This window comes from Flavobacterium piscinae, assembly GCF_004122145.1.
Classification (GTDB): domain Bacteria; phylum Bacteroidota; class Bacteroidia; order Flavobacteriales; family Flavobacteriaceae; genus Flavobacterium; species Flavobacterium piscinae.
Genome location: NZ_SBKQ01000015.1, coordinates 62,923 through 83,638, shown reverse-complemented (window position 1 = coordinate 83,638; position 20,716 = coordinate 62,923). Strand labels below are relative to the sequence as shown.

Genomic DNA, 20,716 nt, shown 5'->3' with positions numbered 1-20,716 from the left:
AAAGCCTTGTGATGGATTGGTGTATTTTTTCTTGGCAAAAAAAAGCGACCAAAGGAAGCTCTTTCTTTGACTTTGAAAAAAACAACAAGACAAACAAGCTTGCAATGAAAAGCGGGAAATGGCTTCTGGAAAATGTTGTTTTAATATTACCTATATATATTGTGTAGGATTTAGTAAACTTATATATTTGCATCCCGAAGTTTCGGGATATTTAAAAATTTAGGCATGATAAAAATTAGTTTACCTGACGGTTCGGTTAAGGAGTTTGAGCAGCATTCGACTCCGATGGATGTTGCGAGAAGTATTAGTGAAGGTTTGGCGAGAAATGTAATTTCTGCGTCATATAACGGCACTATTGTGGAAACGACAACGGAATTAACCACGGATGGTTCACTTATATTATATACTTGGAATGACAAAGAAGGTAAAAAGGCGTTTTGGCATTCGACTTCACACGTAATGGCTCAAGTTTTAGAAGAAAAATATCCAGGCATTAAATTAACGCTTGGTCCGGCCATTGATAATGGGTTTTATTATGATGTAGATTTTGGTGACACGAAAATTACTGAAGCCGATTTTAAAGTTATTGAAGACCGCGTTTTAGAAATTTCGAGAGAAAAGCATGAGTTTAAAATGCGTTCTGTTTCGAAAGCGGAGGCTTTGGAAGTATATAAAAATAATGAATATAAGACGGAATTGATTTCGAATTTAGAAGACGGAACGATTACGTTTTGTGATCACGCCAACTTTTTTGATTTGTGTCGCGGTGGTCATATTCCGAATACGGGATTGATTAAAGCTATGAAAATCATGAGTGTTGCCGGTGCGTATTGGCGTGGTGATGAAAAGAACAAGCAATTGACTCGTGTTTACGGCATTTCGTTTCCGAAGCAGAAAGATTTGTCGGAATATTTAGAATTATTAGAAGAAGCCAAACGCAGAGATCACAGAAAGTTAGGTAAAGAGTTGGATTTATTCGCTTTTTCGCAAAAAGTGGGTCAAGGTTTACCGTTATGGTTACCAAAAGGAGCTGCTTTGCGTGATCGTTTAGAGCAATTTTTGAAGAAAGCTCAGAAGAAGGCGGGTTATGAGCAAGTGGTGACGCCACATATTGGTCAGAAAGAATTGTATGTTACTTCGGGACATTATGCGAAATATGGTGCTGATAGTTTTCAGCCGATTCACACCCCAGCAGAAGGCGAAGAGTTTTTATTAAAGCCGATGAATTGTCCACATCACTGTGAAATTTACAACACAAGACCGTGGAGTTATAAAGACTTACCGAAGCGTTATGCAGAATTTGGAACGGTATATCGCTATGAACAAAGTGGCGAATTACATGGATTGACTAGGGTTCGTGGATTCACGCAGGATGATGCTCATATCTTTTGTACACCTGAACAATTGGATGCCGAATTCAAAAATGTTATCGATTTAGTTCTTTATGTATTTGGATCATTAGGATTTGAAAATTTCACTGCCCAAATTTCATTGCGAGACCAGGAAAATAGAGATAAGTACATTGGAAGCGATGAGAATTGGGAAAAAGCAGAAAATGCAATTATCAATGCTGCGAGAGACAAAGGTTTGAATACTGTTGTAGAATATGGTGAAGCTGCCTTTTATGGGCCGAAATTAGACTTTATGGTGAAAGATGCTTTGGGAAGACAATGGCAATTGGGAACCATTCAAGTAGATTATAATTTACCGGAACGTTTTGAATTGAATTATAAAGGAGCGGATAACGAAATGCATCGCCCTGTAATGATTCACCGGGCACCATTTGGTTCGATGGAACGATTTATTGCTATTTTGTTGGAGCATACGGCAGGAAATTTCCCATTATGGTTGATGCCGGAACAGGCTATCATCTTGTCTTTGAGTGAGAAATATGAAAAATATGCAGAAAAAGTTTTAAGTTTGCTAGAAAATAACGAAATTCGCGGCCTAATTGACAACCGCAACGAAACGATTGGTAAGAAAATTAGAGATGCGGAAGTGAAGAAAATTCCGTTTATGATCATAGTTGGTGAAGAAGAAGAGAAGAACGGCACGATTTCTATGAGAAGACACGGTCAAGAAGGAAAAGGAAATATCACGGTTACAGTTGATGAATTTGCAAAAATTGTAAACGAAGAAATAAGCAAAACATTAAAACCATTTACAGTTTAACTTAAAAATTAAAAGTCATAGCAATTAGAAACAACAGGGGATTTCAACCCAGAGTAGAAAAGAAGGCTGCACACAGAATTAACAATTTAATTCGTGTTCCCGAAGTGCGATTGGTAGGTGAAAACATCGAACCGGGCGTTTACAAAATTTCTGAAGCTTTGCGATTAGCCGAAGAATTCGAGGTGGATTTGGTAGAAATTTCTCCCAATGCAGAACCACCCGTTTGTAAATTAATGGATTACGGTAAGTTTATCTACGAGCAAAAGAAAAGAGAAAAGATGCTCAAAGCCAAATCGACTCAAATTGTAGTGAAAGAAATACGTTTTGGACCTCAAACGGACGAGCATGACTATGAGTTCAAGAAAAAGAATGCTGAAAAGTTCTTAAAAGAAGGAGCTAAATTAAAGGCTTTTGTGTTTTTTAAAGGGCGATCAATTATCTATAAAGAGCAAGGTCAGATTCTTTTATTGCGATTGGCTCAGGATTTAGAAGAATTAGGAAAAGTGGAGGCTTTGCCCGTTTTAGAAGGAAAGCGAATGATTATGTATATCGCTCCGAAGAAGAAGAAGTAGACAGTTTTCAGTTTTCAGTCGCAGTAAGCAGATGAAAAATGAAAGTAAAAAAAGTAAGTAAGTTGAATCACAAATAAATTTGGGAAATTATGCCTAAAATGAAAACAAAATCCAGTGCTAAGAAGCGATTCAAGGTAACTGGCTCTGGAAAAATCAAGAGAAAACACGCTTTTAAAAGTCACATTTTGACTAAAAAATCTAAAAAGCGTAAATTAGCTTTAACACACTCAGCGTTAGTTCATTCAACTGACATGAAAAGTGTAAAAGAACAATTAAGAATTATTTAATTAGTAATTAGTGACTAGTAACTAGTCGTTAGTTTTTTTTATAATTCTTTAGGTTAAAAACAATTTTAATAACCTTGGAGTACGGCCGATAAGTTCCCTTGATTCAATTCGGGACGCCTGCTACAAAAAAACAAGAAAATTATGCCAAGATCAGTAAATTCTGTTGCTAAAAGAGCACGAAGAAAAAAAGTATTAAAGCAAGCCAAAGGTTTCTTTGGAAGACGTAAAAACGTTTGGACGGTTGCTAAAAACGCGGTTGAAAAAGCCATGGTTTATGCATACCGTGACAGAAGACAAAACAAAAGAAACTTCCGTTCGTTATGGATCATGCGTATTAACGCTGGTGCTCGTTTGGAAGGAATGAGTTATTCTCAATTTATCGGAAAAGTAAAATCGAACGGTATCGAATTGAACCGTAAGGTACTTGCTGATTTAGCAATGAATCATCCGGAAGCTTTCAAAGCAATTGTGAACAAAGTAAAATAAACGTTTTTATCAACCCGATTTTAACTTACTTATATAAAAGAGTTGTCTGAAAAGGCAGCTCTTTTTTTATTATCTTTATAATTGTAAATTAAGTAAAAATATAAAAATATGATACGGGTTTTAGCTGGTTCAGTTTTGGTAATTGTCACAATACTTCTTGTTCCTTCAGTAGAAAAAGCATTATTCTTTTTACCGCTTATTTTTGCGTTGTCAGTCAGTTTAGTAAACACAGATAAATTTAAACTGAACAAAGTTCTTGGCATTATTATTAGCGTTGTACAAAGTTATTTAGTATTTCTTGGATTAGGAATTGTGCTTTACTTTTTTGACGAATGGATTCAAAATATTACAAATGGAGGTAGTTCCGAGGTAGAAGGTGTCGCTTTAATAACACTAGGAGGTTATTTAGCTGCCTTGTTGCTCTTTTATTTTTACTCTTATTTATTCAAGGAAATTAATTCTAAATTTAGCTTTCGCGTCATTAGCGTTTGTAATATTGCTGTAATTATTGTTATGCTAGTATTTTCGAAAAATGAATACTTACAATTTGGTGTAGAAAAATTTCCGGCCTATTTGATTTCATGGTGTATTTTTATGAGTTTAGCTTACAGTTTGTCTTTAAACAAAGAACTTTTTAATAAAAAAATTAAAAGTAAATAAGATAACTAAAAAGTTAAGCCTCCACATTTAAGTACTATCCAAATTTCAAACTTAAATTTCTTACACTAAAAATGTTTTTTGGATGTTGTATAATCTTTCTATCTTTGAAAAAATAAAAAATCATGCCGCAAATTACAATTCTCTCACATCAGGAAATTGAGCATAAGATTAAACGAATTGCTTATCAAATCTACGAAACATTTGTGGATGAAGAAGAGATAATAATAGCAGGAATTGCTAAAAACGGCTATGTTTTTGCGGAGAAATTAGCAAACGAATTGGGCAAAATTGCTTCTTTAAAAATTGTATTGTGTGAAGTTTTTATAGATAAAAACGACCCTTTTCAACCGATAACAACCTCCCTCTCAAAAAACGATTACCAAAACAAAGGATTGATATTGGTAGATGACGTTTTAAATTCAGGTACTACTTTAGTCTATGGTGTAAAACATTTTTTGGATGTACCATTAACAAAATTCAAAACAGCCGTATTGGTGGACAGAAATCATAAAAAATATCCGGTAAAAGTTGACTTTAAAGGTATTTCACTTTCAACCTCTTTACAAGAGCATGTTCAGGTAGTTTTCGAAAACAATACAAGTTTGGCTTATTTAAGCAACTAAATTTTTTATTTCTTCTACAATAGCATCGATTGATTTTGCATCGGTTGAAACAATGTGTTTCGCTTGATGGTAATAATAATTTCTGTCAAAAAGGTGTTTTGCAATAAACTCTTTCAACTCCTCTTCTTCCATCGCGGCGATTAGCGGTCTTGATGATTTATTACCTAACAAACGTTCATGAAGCTCCTCTACTGAAGTCTTTAAATAGATTGATATTACATCTTCATTTTTTAAAAATAGATGATTGTTAGCATAACATGGCGTTCCTCCACCCAAACTCAAAATAAATTCATCCTCTGATTCGACTAGACTTTTAAAAACTTGATGTTCCAGTTTTCTAAAATAGAGTTCACCTTTGGTTTTAAAAATTGAATTGACTTCTAAATTTTCTTTATTTTCAATTAAAGAATCTAAATCTAAATGCGTTTTTTGTAAAACTGTCGCTAGTTTTGAAGCCACAACTGTCTTTCCTGACCCCATGTATCCTACTAAAATAATTTTTTTACACATAATAAATCCCTGTATAATAAGGCGTTAAGAAAGATTAATTTAAAAAACCAAATTTAAGACAATTTTGCTTTGAAAAATAAATAATAAGGCCGTATATTTGCACCCGCATTCAAGAAATTGCATTTGACTCGATAGCTCAGTTGGTAGAGCACAACACTTTTAATGTTGGGGTCCTGGGTTCGAGCCCCAGTCGGGTCACAATTTTTTTGAAATTTCTAAATGCTAAGACTCGATAGCTCAGTTGGTAGAGCACAACACTTTTAATGTTGGGGTCCTGGGTTCGAGCCCCAGTCGGGTCACAAAAGAGACGTTGCATGCAACGTCTTTGCTTTTTTAGGCCACGTGGAGAAATTGGTAGACTCGCCATCTTGAGGGGGTGGTGCTGCAAGGCGTATGGGTTCGAATCCCATCGTGGTCACTTAAAACCATAAACGTTAAGTGAACTTAACGTTTTTTTTATTCTCTAATTTCTTTTAAATTTCATTAACTGTGGATTTATTTTCACTTTGTTTGACTTAATTGTAAATTTTTTCTTTATAAAATGTACAATTTTCAAAAATAAACCATAAAAAAATAGTTCATTAATATATAATTATTAATTTTGTTTAACAAATATAGAGAAAGAATGAACAATGTTAAAAATGTATTCAGTATCAAAGACCTTGAAAATTTATCAGGTATAAAAGCACATACAATCAGGATTTGGGAAAAACGATACAATGTTCTTGAACCCATGCGAACAGACACTAACATTCGTTATTACGATTTACCTTCACTTCAAAAGCTTTTGAATATTACATTACTGCACAATCACGGTTACAAAATTTCAAAAATATCAAAATTAAGTCCTGATAAAATTAGTATTCTCGTTCGGGAAATTGTGAACGAAAAAAGTGTAAAACATCATGCCATCAATGCTTTTAAAATGGCCATGATGAATTTTGATCAAACATTATTTGTCAACACTTACAACAATCTATTATCCGAAAAATCATTCAGAGAAATTTTTTATGAAATTTTCATTCCTTTAATGAATGAAATTGGACTGTTGTGGCAATCTGAAACCATTTCTCCTGCACACGAACATTTTATTAGCTATTTAATAAAACAAAAATTATTGGTTAACACTGAAAAAGTTCAGTCGTTAGAACCGACTAAAGGGGACAGGGTTTTTATACTTTTTCTTCCCTCCAATGAAATCCATGAGTTGGGGTTAATGTACCTAAATTATGAAATAATTTTAAATGGCTATAAAACAATCTATTTGGGAGAAAGTGTTCCAATTGAAAGCTTAAAAGACATTAAAAAATATTTTGATAACGTCACCTATATTTCTTACATGACTGTAGAGCCTTCTAAAGATGAAATAAACAATTATTTGAAAGAAATTCATACTGAAATCTTAGAAAGCAGTCAATCTGAATTATGGACTATAGGTCGATTAACTGAATTTATCAAGCAAGATCAACATCCAAACGTAAAAATCTTCAGTTCAATACTCGAAATGTCAAATAATCTTTAATTTTTTCATAAATCTTTTTTTTGTTTAACTTTTTAGCTATATTTGTTAAACAATATGAAAAAAGACATCTTTATAATCGGTTCCGGATTTTCAGCTTTGGCTGCCGCCTGCTATTTAGCAAAAGAAGGTAACAATGTTACCGTATTCGAGAAAAATTCAACAATTGGCGGAAGAGCCAGACAACTTAAAAAGGAAGGTTTTACTTTTGACATTGGGCCAACTTGGTATTGGATGCCTGATGTCTTTGAACGCTTTTTTGAAGATTTTGGAAAAAAGCCAAATGACTATTACGAGTTAATTAAACTTTCTCCTGCCTATCAAGTATATTTTGGCATTCGTGATTTTGTAACCATTGCCGACAATTTAAATGACATTGTCAAAACCTTTGAAAGTATCGAAAAAGGTAGTGGAGCTGTTTTAGAAAAGTTTATGGTCGAAGCCAAAAGCAATTATGACATCGCAATTAAAAATTTGGTTTACAGACCCGGTGTTTCTCCCCTTGAATTAATTACACCTGAAACAGCTTTAAAGGTGGGTCAATTTTTTTCAAACATCAGCAAGGAAGTTCGAAAACGCTTTAAAAATCAAAAATTAGTGCAAATATTAGAATTCCCTGTGCTGTTTTTGGGAGCAAAACCACAAGATACGCCGGCATTTTACAGTTTTATGAATTTTGCTGATTTCGGAATGGGAACATGGCATCCAAAGAACGGAATGTACAGCGTAATACTAGCGATGGAATCCTTGGCAAGCGAACTGGGAATTAAAATCCAAACCAATGCTACTGTTGAGAAAATTTTAGTAAAACAAAAAAAAGCAGTCGGCATCAAGGTGAATGGAAAGGAGCAATTATGTGATGTTGTTTTGAGTGGTGCAGACTATCATCATTCAGAAACTCTATTAGATCAAGAACACAGGGCATATTCTGAATCCTTTTGGGAAAAGAAAACTTTTGCACCTTCTTCCCTACTTTTTTATGTAGGTTTTGATAGAAAAATTGAAAATGTAGAGCATCATACTCTATTTTTTGATGTATCTTTTGACAAACATGCTGAAGCAATTTATGACAAGCCTTCTTGGCCCGAAGAACCGCTTTTTTACGCTAGTTTCCCCTCTAAAACAGACGATTCTGCAGCTCCAAATGGTAAAGAAGCAGGCATATTTTTAATTCCACTTGCACCCGGAATAGATGATACGGAAGAAATTAGAGAAAAATATTTTAACATTATTATGAATCGTTTTGAGAAGCTAACCGAACAAAATGTAAAAAATAATATTATCTTTAAAGAATCTTTTTGTGTAAATGATTTCATTAAAGATTATAATTCATACAAAGGGAATGCTTATGGAATGGCCAATACGTTACTTCAAACGGCATTTTTGAGACCAAAATTGAAAAGTAAAAAAGTTGAAAATTTATTCTTTACGGGACAACTTACAGTTCCCGGACCCGGAGTTCCACCTTCTTTAATTTCAGGAAAATTGGTTTCTGAATTGATTAAAAAAAATGCAATTAAACGTTAAAAATTACTGCTATGAAATCTATTTTTGACACCATCTCTTATGAATGCAGTAGAAATGTAACGAAGACTTACAGCACTTCGTTTTCTTCAGCAGTAAAAATGTTGGCTCCCTCTATCCGTCAGGATATTTATAATATTTACGGCTTTGTACGCTTTGCGGATGAAATAGTAGATTCATTTCATGATTATAACAAAGAAACATTGTTTACTTTATTTGAAAGTGATTTAGAAAATGCTCTTCATCATAAAATTAGTCTAAACCCTATTTTAAATTCTTTTCAACACACTGTCAATCGGTTTGAAATTCCAAAAGAATTAATCGATGCATTTATGAAAAGTATGAAATTAGATTTACATAAATCAGAATATAAAACCGCAGAAGAATACCATGATTACATCTATGGTTCCGCTGATGTGGTAGGATTAATGTGCTTGAAAGTATTTGTAAACGGCAATCAAAAGAAATATGATGAATTGAAAGAAAGTGCTATGCGATTAGGTTCTGCCTTTCAAAAAGTAAATTTTTTAAGGGATTTAAAAGCAGATTATGAAGAATTAAATCGCACTTACTTTCCTAATACCGATTTGAATCAACTCGATGAGATTTCGAAACAAACTATTATCGCGGAAATTGAAGCTGATTTTGAAGCCGGATTTGAAGGAATACGTAAACTTCCGATTGAAGCTAAATTTGGGGTTTATACTGCTTATGTTTACTATAAAAAATTACTTTCAAAGTTAAAAAACACCCCTTCATTAGCCATTAAAAATACGCGAATTAGAGTTCCCGACTATCAAAAAGTGGGATTATTGGCAAAATGCTATATAAATTATCGATTTAAAACCATATAATATGAGTACTTGGGTTCACATTTTAGTTTTCTTTTTGACTTTCTCCATGATGGAATTCATGGCTTGGTTTACACATAAATATGTTATGCATGGCTTTTTATGGAATTTGCATGCCGATCATCACAAAAAAGATCACGATTCGTGGTTTGAGCGAAATGATGCTTTTTTCATTTTCTATGCCATAGTGAGTATTAGTTTCTTTTTACTTTGGAAGTACAATATTTTGGAAATTGGATTAGCCATCGGAATTGGCATTTTTGCTTACGGTTTGGCTTACTTTTTTGTGCATGACATTTTCATTCACCAACGTTTCAAGTTATTTAGAAATGCAAATAATATTTATGCTAAAGCAGTTCGAAGAGCACATAAAATGCACCATAAACACACCGGTAAAGAAGATGGAGAATGTTTTGGAATGCTTATCGTGCCTTGGAAATATTTTAAAAAATAAATTAGTGTATTGAAAATACCTGAATTCCAAAAATTAAAAAAACGATAGGCTTTTGAAAAATAATTTAGCATAAACTATTATTTTTTCCTTACTTAGCAAAAACAATTTTTATGCATTTCAAAACTATCCTTTTTCTCTTTTTATTGGGAAATTTGTCTGTTTGGAGTCAAAAAAACATTGACCCTACACCTTCTGATATCGAACTTGCCAAAACTATTCGTGGAAAATACAGTAAGCAAGATGTTGCCATTTTAGAAAGTACTGAAATTATTAATTTTGGCTTTAATAAATCAACGTCAAATGTAACAGTAGATTTAGCGGTTAATGAAATTCTGATGAATATTAACCATCGTGCAGATATCTACAAATATGAGTTCTATGATAGCTCGTCAAAAATTGAAACTTTTTTGTTGAAGTATCGAAATGAAAAAACAGCTTCTTTACCCATTAGAGATGAATTTTACAAGGATAAAGACTTGTTTTATAATGATGCTCGTGTAAAACATGTTCAAATTGATTTTCCGGTTCAAGGATATACTTATAATTATGCAATGAACAAGAAATTTGAAGATGTAAAATATTTTACCTCGTTGCATTTTAATGATGAATTCCCTGTTATAGATAAAAAAATTGAAATTATAGTTCCGGATTGGTTAGAAGTTGAATTAAAAGAAATGAACTTTAATGGACATACAATCATTAAAAGTCAAACTAAGGATGCTAAAAATAAATCAACACGTTATTTATATCACTACAAAGACATTCCCGCTGTTTTTAATGAAGAAAGCAGTCCCGGAAGATCCTATCTCTATCCGCACATTTTGGTTTTAGCTAAATCTTATGACTACAATGGTAAAAAAGGAACTCTTTTTAATACTACTGCTGATTTATATAGATGGTATAAATCCCTTGTTGATCAAATGAAAGACGATACTGAGCAATTAAAAAGCAAAGTGAATGAACTTACTGCAAAAGCAACTTCTGATGAAGAAAAAATAAAAAACATCTATTATTGGGTGCAAGATAACATCCGTTACATTGCTTTTGAAGATGGCATTGCCGGATTTAAACCCGATGATTCACATCAGGTTTTTACAAAACGCTATGGTGATTGTAAAGGTATGGCTAACCTCACCAAACAAATGCTTAAAATAGCAGGCTTTGATGCTAGATTAACGTGGATTGGCACAAAACACATTGCTTATAATTACTCTATTCCTTCCTTGATAGTTGACAATCATATGATTTGTACTGTTTTTCAGAATGGGAAGAAAATTTATTTGGATGGAACTGAAAAATTTAGTTCGTTAGGAAACTACGCAGAGCGAATTCAGAATAAGGAAGTGATGATTGAAAACGGAAATGAATTCATTATTGATAAAATCCCAACAAGTTCCGCCGAATCAAATAAAGAAACATTCCGAGCAAAATTAGTTATTGAAAAAGATAAATTAATAGGAACCTGCAACCGAACGTATTCCGGCGAAAGCAGAAGTCAATTTTTAAACATTTACAACAGTTTTGAAAGTGATAAAAAAGCGGAAGCTCTCCAATATTATCTGGCTAAAAGTGACAAAAACAATAAAGTAAAAGACATTAAACCGAGTGATTTAAAGAACAGAGACGCAAAACTCGTTATAGATTATGCATTCGAATCTTCGAATAGAATAAGTGAATTTGATAACGAAATTTACTTAAACTTTGAATTTATGAATGAATATAAAAGTTTTACATTTAAAGAACGTGAAACCGATTATGAGTTAGACTATAAAACTTTATATGATTCTGAAATAATCATCACACTTCCTGACGGCTATAAAGTGGATAATTTGCCGGAAAATTTGAGTGAGAAAAATGAAGATTTCGATATTCAAATTACTTTCTCTCTAAAAGGTAAAGATCTTGTTTACCGTAAAGTTTTTACTTTTAAAAATGCCATCATCCGAAAAAGCCAACAAGAATTATGGAATGCAGCCCATAAAAAACTTACCGAACTTTATAATTCATCCATTACTTTATCAAAATCATAGTTAAATGAAAAAAATTTTACTCCTCTTTCTTTTTGTATCTGCTTCATTATCTGCTCAAGAAGATTTAAAAATTCGTGATTTCTTTTGGGGAAAAGACGATCCGCATGCTAAAACAATGACTATACCGGATAAATGGAAAAATGAGTCAGCGGTGATGATTTATAAATATGAATTTCACGATTATCATAAATTTGGTACCAATATAAACTATACATCTGCCCTACGAAGTAGAGTAAAATTACTTGATGATGCAGCTGTTAAAGAATTTTCAGAATTTACTTTCAAAGAACGATTTTCTTCAGATAAAGGTTGGAGTAGACGAGCCGGAAAAAATACATTAGGCATAAAAGTGGTAAAACCGGATGGTAAAGAAACCATTATCAATGTAAGCAAGGAAGCGGTTGATGCTGACAAAGAGAAAAAAATAGCCATTCCAAATTTAGAAATCGGAGACATTATCGATTACTATTTACATTCTGAGGAGCCTTTTAAATCGCAATTGGAGATGGGGTTTGATCCGGTAGAAAGAACCTTAGGCGACGTATATCCGATTATGGATTATAAACTCATTTTTCAAACAGAAAATGATTTCTTTTTAAACTTTGCCACTTATAATGGAGCTCCCGAATTAAAAGAAATTCCGAATAAAAAAAGTGGCGAAAGGCATTATGAATTTTCAGCCAAAGACATAGAAAAAAATGAATTCCCAAGATGGTTCTATCCCTTAATCGAATTGCCTTGTTATAAATTTCAAGTGTTTTTTGCCCGTTCAGGAAAGTTTGAAAAACGAGCAGAAGCCTTTCTTTCTGAAAAGGAAAGCATCGTAAAATCTAGAGTTTCTAAAGAAGACGTTTTTGAATATTATAATACCAAATTTAGACCTTATGGCGATTTAGGTCATATTGAAAGATTTCTAAAAGGAAAAACATTCAGCTCTGATGAAGAAAAAGTGAGAGAAGTTTATTATTTCACCCGTCATCAATATTTTACACAATACATTGAAGCTTTTGTAGTGAAAGATGCCAATATTTTTTATCCTTTTGATTTATATCCAAATGCAATATTTTTTCAAAAAGAAGAGGAGTTCATCAATCACTTTATGGCGTTTTTAAAAGACAATAAAATTCCATATGATATTGTGATTGGTACAGCTCGTTATAATGGCCCAATTACAGATTTACTCATTCAACAGAATGTCACCATCTTACTCCGTGTTAATACCGCAAACCCTCTTTATTTGGAGTTCTTTACCCCATTTACTTCAGCCGATCAATTCAATTATCAACTTGAAAACACAAAAGCGTATTTGCTTCAAGTATCAAAAAATAAGAAAGTAGTAGATTCGGAAATGATTACACTTCCCGGTTCTACTAAGAAAGATAATGTGTCAAAAAGTATCACTAAAGTTAAACTTATTGAAGATTTAAGCACTTTTAAAGTAGAAAGAGAAAATTATTTTTCAGGACATTATAAACCCAGTGAGCAATCAAATAAATTATATTTTTTTGATTATGTTTATAATGATTATCAAAGATACGGAACCGCATCTTTATTGGAAAAAGTAAAAAACAAAAAGAAAAAAGAGCAATATCAAAAAGAATTTGACGCATTAATTGCTAAATACAAAGACAAACAAAAAGAAAACTTCACGGATGCTGTAAAAGATGAATTTGGTCATGATATTGAAAACTACACTATGAATGTTGAAAACACTGGAAGATTTGGCAGTAAAGAACCTATGTCATATAAAGAATCATTTACCATCAAAGACCATTACATAAAAAAAGCAGGTAATAATATAATTATTGAACTAGGGAAATTTTTAACCTCTCAGATAGAACTTTCGGAAAAAGAAAAAAAGAGACCTAATAACATTCATATGAGTTTCCCTAGACAAATTGAACACGAAATTCAATTCGAAATTCCGCAAGGTTACAACGCAACCGGTTTGGAAAAATTTAATAAAAATGCTGAAAATGAGACTGGTGGATTTATAAGTTCTGTAACCCAGAATGGTAATTTGATTACAATTAAAACCACAAAATCCTATAACAATTATTATGAACCAAATAGTAATTGGAACAAAATGATTGACTTTTTAGAAGATGCCTTTCAGTTTACACAAGAAAAAATTTTATTGAAAAAGAATTAGTACACGATTTGTTTAAAAAAGAAACCCTATAATTTTTATAGGGTTTTTTATTTTGTCTTAAAATACACGGACCAAATTAAATCCAAAGGCAATTTCTCCATTGCTCCAGTCTCCGGTGGTTTGTCCTAAAAAACCACTTTCATGCATTGCCCGAGCATTGGTAAAATGCATTTGAAAAACGTGTCCACCGGTCTCTAAATCAACTCCTATTGAAAGAGGATTTCTGTAAATTGATCGAGAAGTACGATTCAAATGAGCTGCATAATCTACATTTACAGACCATCTACTGGTAAGTTTGTAACGTCCTCCCACGCCTATTGCAAACTGACTGTTGTCTTGTGGATTTGGCAATATAGCCTGATTTTCATCGTCTAAAATATCACGTAAGGTATTTTCATGAAAGAAAGATGGTGCTATTTGTAAAGACAATTTCTCCGAAAATTTTCTTGAAATTAAAAGTTGAGTTACATAACTTAACCTGTTTTCAAACGTCAAATTTGGATAATCTTTCTCTTTTAATTCTGTATTAACCGCTATACTATTAAATCCAACGATCGTAAATGGAAAACCATCTTTTATCTGACTTTTTAATTTATATTTTACGGCCAAATCATACGTTTCTTGAAATCCACTTCGAGCAACATGAACAGTTAGCCATTCATTTACACCATACAAAAACTTGAGTTGCGTATTGGCGTTATCCAAACCAAAAAAATCATCAAAACCATTTTTAAAATAGTCAAAACGATGAGCTACTACAAAGTAAAAATCACCTTTAGAAGCTAACTTAGTTGATTCTAAATTAATTATTTTAAGTGACTTAAAGGCCGATTCTACCTTTACATTAGACTCTACGCTATCAATATCACTTAATAAATCATCTTGAGCAAAAAGTGAACATGGTATAAAAAGGAGGAAGATAAGTTTTCTCATAATAAAAAAAATAGTAGTAGTTCATACTACTATCTACGTTGTTTAGTTAATATTAGTTTTAATTCACGATTATCTTTTTCCAAGATTTTTGAGTATCATTGATTAATTCTATTAAATAAATACCCGTTTGCAAACCTGTAATATTAAAGTCAACATTTTCATTGTTATTTTCTACTTCAATTGACTTAACAAAAACGCCGGTTTGAGTATAAATATTTACCTCATTTAAAAAGGTTTTTGTTTGAATTGTAAAATTCCCTTGGGAAGGATTAGGGAACACTTTAGAAGCTTCTAAAGAAAAATCTTCAACACCTAATAAGTTTAATGGAGTATCTACTAAAACGTCACGGTTAGAAGGATTATGATTAGCTAATGTAAACGAAGCTGTACTAGATCTGGCCCAAGCTAAATCAATTGTATTATCGAGAAAATTGAATGTATAATCATTAACATCTCCTGTTTCAAATGCTCTTGAAAAGACCAAGGTTCTCCTTCCTGCAACTGGTATATTATTTTGATTGGAAATTAATACCCAATCATTACTTGAATCTGAAGACGGTGCAATACCAACACCATTATGAACAGCATCTACAAGTGTAGTATTATTCCAATATACTACATCATTTCCTTCAACCATACCACCTTCAAACGAACCGAATTGCAATGCAAACCATCGATCATTTGGACCGGAAAGTGTAAGTGTTACAGTCGATGTATTATTATCAAGTAATAAAACACCACTATAATTACTACTAAAATCTATTACACCCGTTGTCTTTTGTTGGGCTAAAGACATCATAGATAAAATTGTAAATAAAAATAAAGTAATTTTTTTCATAGAATTTAATTATTTTAAGAGGTTGATAATTTCTTCACTACCCGAAAAAACAGCGTATTCAAATGCTGTTTTCCCTTTGTTATCAATTTTTGTTTTATCTGCATTATACTTTAATAATGCTTTTATTAATTCACTATTATTAAATTGCGTTGCATAAATTAAAGCCGTTGTTCCATTTGCATCAGCTAGGTCAGGATTACATCCTTTTTCTAATAGTAACTTTGCTATTTGAACATTTCCTTTCACTGCACATGCCATTAATGCAGTCCCCATTTCACTTAAAGCATCAATGTCTTTTACCTTATGAACTAAAAACGCAGCCAACTCATTGTTACCACGATAACACGCTAAGATAAGCGGTGTATAACCATTCTCATTTAGCTCATTGATACAATTAGGTTCCTTTTTTATTAATTCTTTTAACTCAGCCAAAGAACCATCACGAGATATTTCAAAAACATCTTTTTGAGCAATACTGCATACAAAAAATAGGAGAAAAAAAACAACAAATACCTTTTTTAACATATCTACTTAATTAACTATAATGCATTGATCCATTTTTAACTCTTCCAATAAATCATCAAATCCAACAAATCTTCCTTTAATCTTAATTGTTTGTTGAATAGTTAAATCTTTCGAAATCTTGTCTGTCATTTTCAAAAAAACTTTATCATCCAAAACAATAGCATCGTTTTCTAAATCCAAAGAAGTTATTTTACCGTAAGTTTCTATAGTTTTATCTGCATATTTTTTGACATTTGCTTCAGAATCATTCATAAATTCTCGATGCAATTGAATAGCTGATAAAGAAAATGCAACTGTTTCTGTAGTTATATTACGATGACTTTTATAAACATAAAAATAAAAGAAAGCGGATACAGATAATGTACCTAAAAAGAAAATAATAACAATTTTTTTTGTAGTTGAAGATTTCATAGCAAAGCAAATTTATTTATTTTTTTTAAAATTTAACTAATATTATGAATTTTATTTATTTTTGGAAAAAAAACATGAAAAATAAAGCAATAAAAATTACTAGTTTCGCATTTACTGTTTTTGTTTTGAATAGTTGCACTACTGATAGTTTATCAGATTTGACAATTGTTCAAGAAATTGAAACAGTTAATTATACACAGAATATCAAATTAATAATAGACAACAACTGTATTAGTTGTCATGCCGCTACCCCTGTTAATGGAGCACCTAATTCATTAACTACTTACGAAAATGTAAAAGAAGCAGTTTTAAATCGTGGTCTGATTGAACGAATCTCAATTGCTGAAGGGAGTCCCGGAGCAATGCCATTGGGAGGGCCAAGACTTCCTCAAAACGACATAAACACAATTATACAATGGAATGCAGAAGGTTTACTTGAATAAATACAAAAACCATGAAAAAGATATACATACTACTATTTTTATCCTTTGGATATACACAAGCTCAGGAAAAACTGATAACTAAATCAGGAAAAATCACATTTGAAGCTTCAGTTCCTTCCTTTGAGGAGGTAAGAGCAACTAACGAGAGTTCTTCGTGTGTTTTAAATACAACTACGGGAGAGATTGCCTCTTTGGCACTAATGAAAGGTTTTCGTTTTAAAATTGCCTTGATGGAGGAACATTTTAATGAAAACTATGTGGAAAGTGATAAATATCCTAAAGCCACATTTAAAGGAGTAATTGAGAAATTCAATCTTACCGTTTTAGATAAAAATGGGAAAGACTTTATTATCAAAGGAAAATTAGAGCTACACGGCAAATCCAAAGAAATAAGTATACCTGCCAAAATCAAAAAAACAGACAAAGGAATTGAAATTCTATCTGATTTTTCTGTAAATGCAGATGATTTCGCGATTGAAATACCTAGTGTTGTAAGTAAAAAGGTTTCTAAAAAAGTGAATATAAAATTAGAATTTATTCTAAAATAAAAATTCCCGATAAATATAATCGGGAATTCAATTTGTAAAATTTATTTCTAAAAAATTATCTGCTCAAATACATTTTTCGTCTGGAATACAATTCGTAGAATTGGTCGTCTTTTAAATCTTCAATAAACAAAATGCTTTCACCGGTAGATTTCATTTCCGGACCAAGTTTTTTGTTTACACCGTGAAACTTTCCAAACGAAAAAACAGGTTGCTTGATGGCATAGCCATTTAATTGCGGGTTAAAAGTGAAATCGGTTACCTTATTTTTGCCTAACATTACTTTTGTAGCATAATTTACATAGGGTTCACCATACGCTTTCGCAATAAATGGAACAGTTCGTGAAGCTCTTGGATTAGCTTCAATAATGTAAACAATATCATCTTTAATAGCAAACTGAATATTAATTAATCCTATAGTTTTTAATGCTAATGCTATCTTTTTAGTATGATCTTTAATTTGTTGCATCACAAATTCACCTAAATTAAAGGGAGGTAAAGTAGCATTACTATCACCGGAATGGACACCACAGGGTTCAATATGTTCCATGATTCCGATGATATAAACATTTTCTCCATCGCAAATGGCATCGGCTTCTGCCTCAATTGCACCATCTAAATAATGGTCTAAAAGCAATTTGTTTCCGGGAATATTTTTTAATAAGTCAATCACATGTTCTTCTAATTCTTGCTTATTGATTACGATTTTCATTCCTTGACCACCTAAAACATAAGAAGGTCTAACCAACAATGGAAAATCCAACACATCAGCCAAGGCAGAAGCTTGATCGGCATTTTCTGCTACACCAAATTTTGGAAAAGGAATTTTTAATGTTGACAAAAGTTCAGAAAAACGACCTCTATCTTCGGCTAAATCTAACGCATCAAAACTGGTTCCGATAATTTTTATGCCATATCGATCAAGTTTTTCAGCTAATTTCAAAGCAGTTTGCCCGCCCAATTGAACAATCACACCTTCCGGCTTTTCATGTTGAATAATATCATAAATATGTTCCCAAAAAACAGGTTCAAAATATAACTTATCAGCCGTATCAAAATCAGTGGAAACCGTTTCCGGATTACAGTTGATCATAATGGTTTCGTAACCACTTTCCTTTGCTGCCAAAACACCATGAACACAAGAATAATCAAATTCAATACCTTGTCCAATACGATTCGGTCCAGAACCTAAAACAATTATTTTTTTTCTGTTTGTTACCACGCTCTCATTATCTACAAACTTTTCTCCTGTTGAAGTTTCAATTTCCGCTTCAAATGTGGAGTAATAATAAGGTGTTAATGCTTTGAATTCTGCTGCACAGGTATCAACTAATTTATATACTCTTTTTATCGTGAGTTCCTCTCTTTTTTTATAAACCTGACTTTCTAAACAACGCATCATGTGGGCAATTTGTCTATCTGCAAAGCCTTTTTGTTTAGCTTCTAAAAGCAATTCTTTTGGTAAAGAATCAATGGTATATTTAGATATTTCCTTTTCTAATAAGTGGAGTTCTTCGTATTGCTTTAAAAACCACATATCAATTTTGGTTATTTCATGAATTCGACTCAAAGGAATTCCCATTTGAATGGCATCATATATCACAAAAACGCGATCCCAACTGGCATGTGTTAATTTGTCGATAATCTGTTCATAGTTTTTATATCCTTTTCCATCAGCTCCCAATCCATTTCTTTTTATTTCTAATGATTGAGTTGCTTTGTGTAAGGCTTCTTGAAACGAACGACCAATTCCCATTACTTCACCAACCGATTTCATTTGAAGTCCTAATGTTCGGTCAGCTCCTTCAAATTTATCGAAGTTCCATCGTGGAATTTTTACAATGACATAATCCAAAGTAGGTTCAAAAAGTGCTGAAGTAGATTTTGTAATTTGGTTTTGTAGTTCGTCTAAATGATATCCTAAAGCCAACTTTGAAGCAATTTTTGCAATCGGATAACCTGTTGCTTTTGAAGCTAAGGCGGATGAACGGGAAACACGAGGATTGATTTCAATCGCTACAATATCTTCTTTTTCATCCGGAGAAACAGCAAACTGTACGTTACAACCTCCTGCAAAATTTCCGATGCTTCTCATCATCAAAATCGCCATATCTCTCATTTTTTGAAAAGTCGTATCTGAAAGAGTCATGGCTGGAGCAACGGTAATACTATCACCGGTATGAATTCCCATTGGATCCATGTTCTCAATGGAACAGATGATCACAACATTATCATTTTTATCACGAAGTAATTCCAACTCATATTCTTTCCACCCCAATAAAGCTTTATCTATCAACACTTCATGAATAGGCGAAGCCTCTAATCCTCGAGTCAATAATTCATCAAAATCTTTTTTGTGATGAACAAAAGCCGCTCCTGAACCTCCCAAGGTAAAGGAAGGACGAATTACTAATGGGAAACCAAATTCTTGAGCAATTTCTTTTCCTTTTAGAAAAGAAGTAGCAATTTTGGCAGGTGCAGCTCCCACCCCAATGCGTTCCAAAAGTTGTTTAAACTGTTCTCTATCTTCTGTAATATTGATGGCATTAATATCAACTCCAATTAATCTTACATTAAAATCTTCCCAAATTCCTTTTTCCTCGGCTTCCAAACATAAATTTAATGCTGTTTGGCCACCCATTGTAGGAAGAACCGCATCAATATTGGGATGTTTCTTTAGGATCTCAATGATTGATTTTGTAGTTAAAGGCAATAAATAAACATGATCTGCCATCGAAGGGTCGGTCATGATGGTTGCCGGATTGGAATTAATTAAAATAACTTCAATTCCTTCCTCACGAATGGAACGGGCGGCTTGAGAGCCTGCATAATCAAATTCACAGGCTTGTCCAATAACAATTGGTCCTGAGCCAATAATTAAAACGGATTTGATAGAATTGTCTTTTGGCATGTTGTTGTTTTATAGTAGTTTAGTTGTTTTGATTCGACAAGTTATAAAAAAAAGGCGTTACTAAAAAAAGTAACGCCTTTATTTATGATTAATAACAATCATTATTTTTTGTGTCTTGGTTCGCAGGAAACAGTCAATTTGTGTCTTCCTTTGGCTCTTCTACGAGCAAGGACTTTTCTACCATTTGCAGTAGCCATTCTATCCATAAACCCGTGTTTATTTCTTCTTTTTCTTTTCGATGGTTGAAACGTTCTCTTACTCATTGTTTTG

General features: G+C 32.6%; 21 protein-coding genes and 3 tRNA genes. 17 read left to right on the top strand and 7 right to left on the bottom strand.

Annotated elements, in window-relative coordinates; all coding sequences use genetic code 11:
- Positions 1–225: 225 nt before the first annotated feature.
- From thrS to EQG68_RS13520, 6 genes are all read left to right on the top strand, one after another.
- Positions 226–2,172: a threonine--tRNA ligase gene (gene thrS, locus EQG68_RS13545; RefSeq protein WP_129465423.1), complete on the top strand. Its 1,947-nt coding sequence runs from the start codon at positions 226–228 to the stop codon at positions 2,170–2,172.
- 23 nt (positions 2,173–2,195) lie between these two features.
- The gene (infC, locus tag EQG68_RS13540; protein ID WP_262707612.1) at positions 2,196–2,744 is read left to right on the top strand and encodes a translation initiation factor IF-3; all 549 of its coding nucleotides are present in this window, start codon (positions 2,196–2,198) and stop codon (positions 2,742–2,744) included.
- A gap of 89 nt (positions 2,745–2,833) precedes the next feature.
- Positions 2,834–3,031 (top strand): 50S ribosomal protein L35, encoded by a 198-nt coding sequence (gene rpmI / locus EQG68_RS13535; RefSeq protein ID WP_081709383.1) that lies wholly within the window; start codon positions 2,834–2,836, stop codon positions 3,029–3,031.
- Between the two features lie 141 nt (positions 3,032–3,172).
- Positions 3,173–3,517: a 50S ribosomal protein L20 gene (rplT, locus tag EQG68_RS13530; protein WP_129465421.1), complete on the top strand. Its 345-nt coding sequence runs from the start codon at positions 3,173–3,175 to the stop codon at positions 3,515–3,517.
- A 108-nt stretch (positions 3,518–3,625) separates the two neighbouring features.
- The gene (locus EQG68_RS13525) at positions 3,626–4,177 is read left to right on the top strand and encodes a hypothetical protein (RefSeq protein WP_129465420.1); all 552 of its coding nucleotides are present in this window, start codon (positions 3,626–3,628) and stop codon (positions 4,175–4,177) included.
- 122 nt (positions 4,178–4,299) lie between these two features.
- On the top strand, positions 4,300–4,800 hold the full coding sequence (locus tag EQG68_RS13520; protein ID WP_129465419.1) for a phosphoribosyltransferase domain-containing protein: 501 nt from the start codon (positions 4,300–4,302) through the stop codon (positions 4,798–4,800).
- Here the strand turns inward: EQG68_RS13520 and EQG68_RS13515 are convergent.
- Positions 4,789–5,310 (bottom strand): shikimate kinase, encoded by a 522-nt coding sequence (locus tag EQG68_RS13515; protein ID WP_246011759.1) that lies wholly within the window; start codon positions 5,308–5,310, stop codon positions 4,789–4,791. The genes EQG68_RS13520 and EQG68_RS13515 overlap by 12 nt on opposite strands.
- Before the next feature lie 125 nt (positions 5,311–5,435).
- Here EQG68_RS13515 and EQG68_RS13510 point away from each other — a divergent pair.
- The 9 genes from EQG68_RS13510 to EQG68_RS13470 all read left to right on the top strand — a co-directional run bounded on the left by EQG68_RS13510 (position 5,436) and on the right by EQG68_RS13470 (position 13,840).
- Positions 5,436–5,508 (top strand) — tRNA-Lys (locus tag EQG68_RS13510).
- Positions 5,509–5,536: 28 nt separating this feature from the next.
- A tRNA-Lys gene (locus tag EQG68_RS13505) sits at positions 5,537–5,609 on the top strand.
- 37 nt (positions 5,610–5,646) lie between these two features.
- A tRNA-Leu gene (locus tag EQG68_RS13500) sits at positions 5,647–5,728 on the top strand.
- Positions 5,729–5,935: 207 nt separating this feature from the next.
- The gene (locus tag EQG68_RS13495; protein ID WP_129465418.1) at positions 5,936–6,832 is read left to right on the top strand and encodes a MerR family transcriptional regulator; all 897 of its coding nucleotides are present in this window, start codon (positions 5,936–5,938) and stop codon (positions 6,830–6,832) included.
- A gap of 54 nt (positions 6,833–6,886) precedes the next feature.
- Positions 6,887–8,356 carry a phytoene desaturase family protein gene (locus EQG68_RS13490; RefSeq protein ID WP_129465417.1) on the top strand — a complete coding sequence of 490 codons (1,470 nt, stop codon included), beginning with the start codon at positions 6,887–6,889 and terminating at the stop codon, positions 8,354–8,356.
- Positions 8,357–8,367: 11 nt separating this feature from the next.
- A complete protein-coding gene (locus EQG68_RS13485; protein WP_129465416.1) occupies positions 8,368–9,207 on the top strand; it encodes a phytoene/squalene synthase family protein in 840 nt (279 codons plus the stop codon).
- 1 nt (position 9,208) lies between these two features.
- Positions 9,209–9,658 (top strand): sterol desaturase family protein, encoded by a 450-nt coding sequence (locus tag EQG68_RS13480; RefSeq protein WP_129465415.1) that lies wholly within the window; start codon positions 9,209–9,211, stop codon positions 9,656–9,658.
- Between the two features lie 110 nt (positions 9,659–9,768).
- The gene (locus tag EQG68_RS13475; protein ID WP_129465414.1) at positions 9,769–11,688 is read left to right on the top strand and encodes a transglutaminase-like domain-containing protein; all 1,920 of its coding nucleotides are present in this window, start codon (positions 9,769–9,771) and stop codon (positions 11,686–11,688) included.
- A 4-nt stretch (positions 11,689–11,692) separates the two neighbouring features.
- A complete protein-coding gene (locus EQG68_RS13470) occupies positions 11,693–13,840 on the top strand; it encodes a DUF3857 domain-containing protein (protein WP_129465413.1) in 2,148 nt (715 codons plus the stop codon).
- Between the two features lie 57 nt (positions 13,841–13,897).
- Here the strand turns inward: EQG68_RS13470 and EQG68_RS13465 are convergent, their stop codons facing one another.
- From EQG68_RS13465 to EQG68_RS13450, 4 genes are read right to left on the bottom strand one after another with little or no spacing between them, the layout of a single operon-like run.
- On the bottom strand, positions 13,898–14,773 hold the full coding sequence (locus EQG68_RS13465; RefSeq protein WP_129465412.1) for a DUF5777 family beta-barrel protein: 876 nt from the start codon (positions 14,771–14,773) through the stop codon (positions 13,898–13,900).
- 58 nt (positions 14,774–14,831) lie between these two features.
- A complete protein-coding gene (locus EQG68_RS13460) occupies positions 14,832–15,611 on the bottom strand; it encodes a T9SS type A sorting domain-containing protein (RefSeq protein ID WP_129465411.1) in 780 nt (259 codons plus the stop codon).
- Positions 15,612–15,620: 9 nt separating this feature from the next.
- Positions 15,621–16,136: an ankyrin repeat domain-containing protein gene (locus tag EQG68_RS13455; RefSeq protein ID WP_129465410.1), complete on the bottom strand. Its 516-nt coding sequence runs from the start codon at positions 16,134–16,136 to the stop codon at positions 15,621–15,623.
- 6 nt (positions 16,137–16,142) lie between these two features.
- A complete protein-coding gene (locus EQG68_RS13450) occupies positions 16,143–16,547 on the bottom strand; it encodes an OB-fold protein (protein ID WP_129465409.1) in 405 nt (134 codons plus the stop codon).
- 74 nt (positions 16,548–16,621) lie between these two features.
- On the opposite strand from EQG68_RS13450, the gene EQG68_RS13445 reads away from it, so the two are divergent.
- On the top strand, positions 16,622–16,990 hold the full coding sequence (locus EQG68_RS13445; protein WP_129465408.1) for a c-type cytochrome: 369 nt from the start codon (positions 16,622–16,624) through the stop codon (positions 16,988–16,990).
- An 11-nt stretch (positions 16,991–17,001) separates the two neighbouring features.
- A complete protein-coding gene (locus EQG68_RS13440) occupies positions 17,002–17,538 on the top strand; it encodes a YceI family protein (RefSeq protein WP_129465407.1) in 537 nt (178 codons plus the stop codon).
- Between the two features lie 55 nt (positions 17,539–17,593).
- Here the strand turns inward: EQG68_RS13440 and carB are convergent, their stop codons facing one another.
- Both carB and rpmH read right to left on the bottom strand, forming a co-directional pair.
- Positions 17,594–20,446 (bottom strand): carbamoyl-phosphate synthase large subunit, encoded by a 2,853-nt coding sequence (carB, locus tag EQG68_RS13435; RefSeq protein ID WP_129465406.1) that lies wholly within the window; start codon positions 20,444–20,446, stop codon positions 17,594–17,596.
- Between the two features lie 101 nt (positions 20,447–20,547).
- Positions 20,548–20,709 carry a 50S ribosomal protein L34 gene (rpmH, locus tag EQG68_RS13430; RefSeq protein ID WP_026710894.1) on the bottom strand — a complete coding sequence of 54 codons (162 nt, stop codon included), beginning with the start codon at positions 20,707–20,709 and terminating at the stop codon, positions 20,548–20,550.
- Positions 20,710–20,716 lie beyond the last annotated feature (7 nt).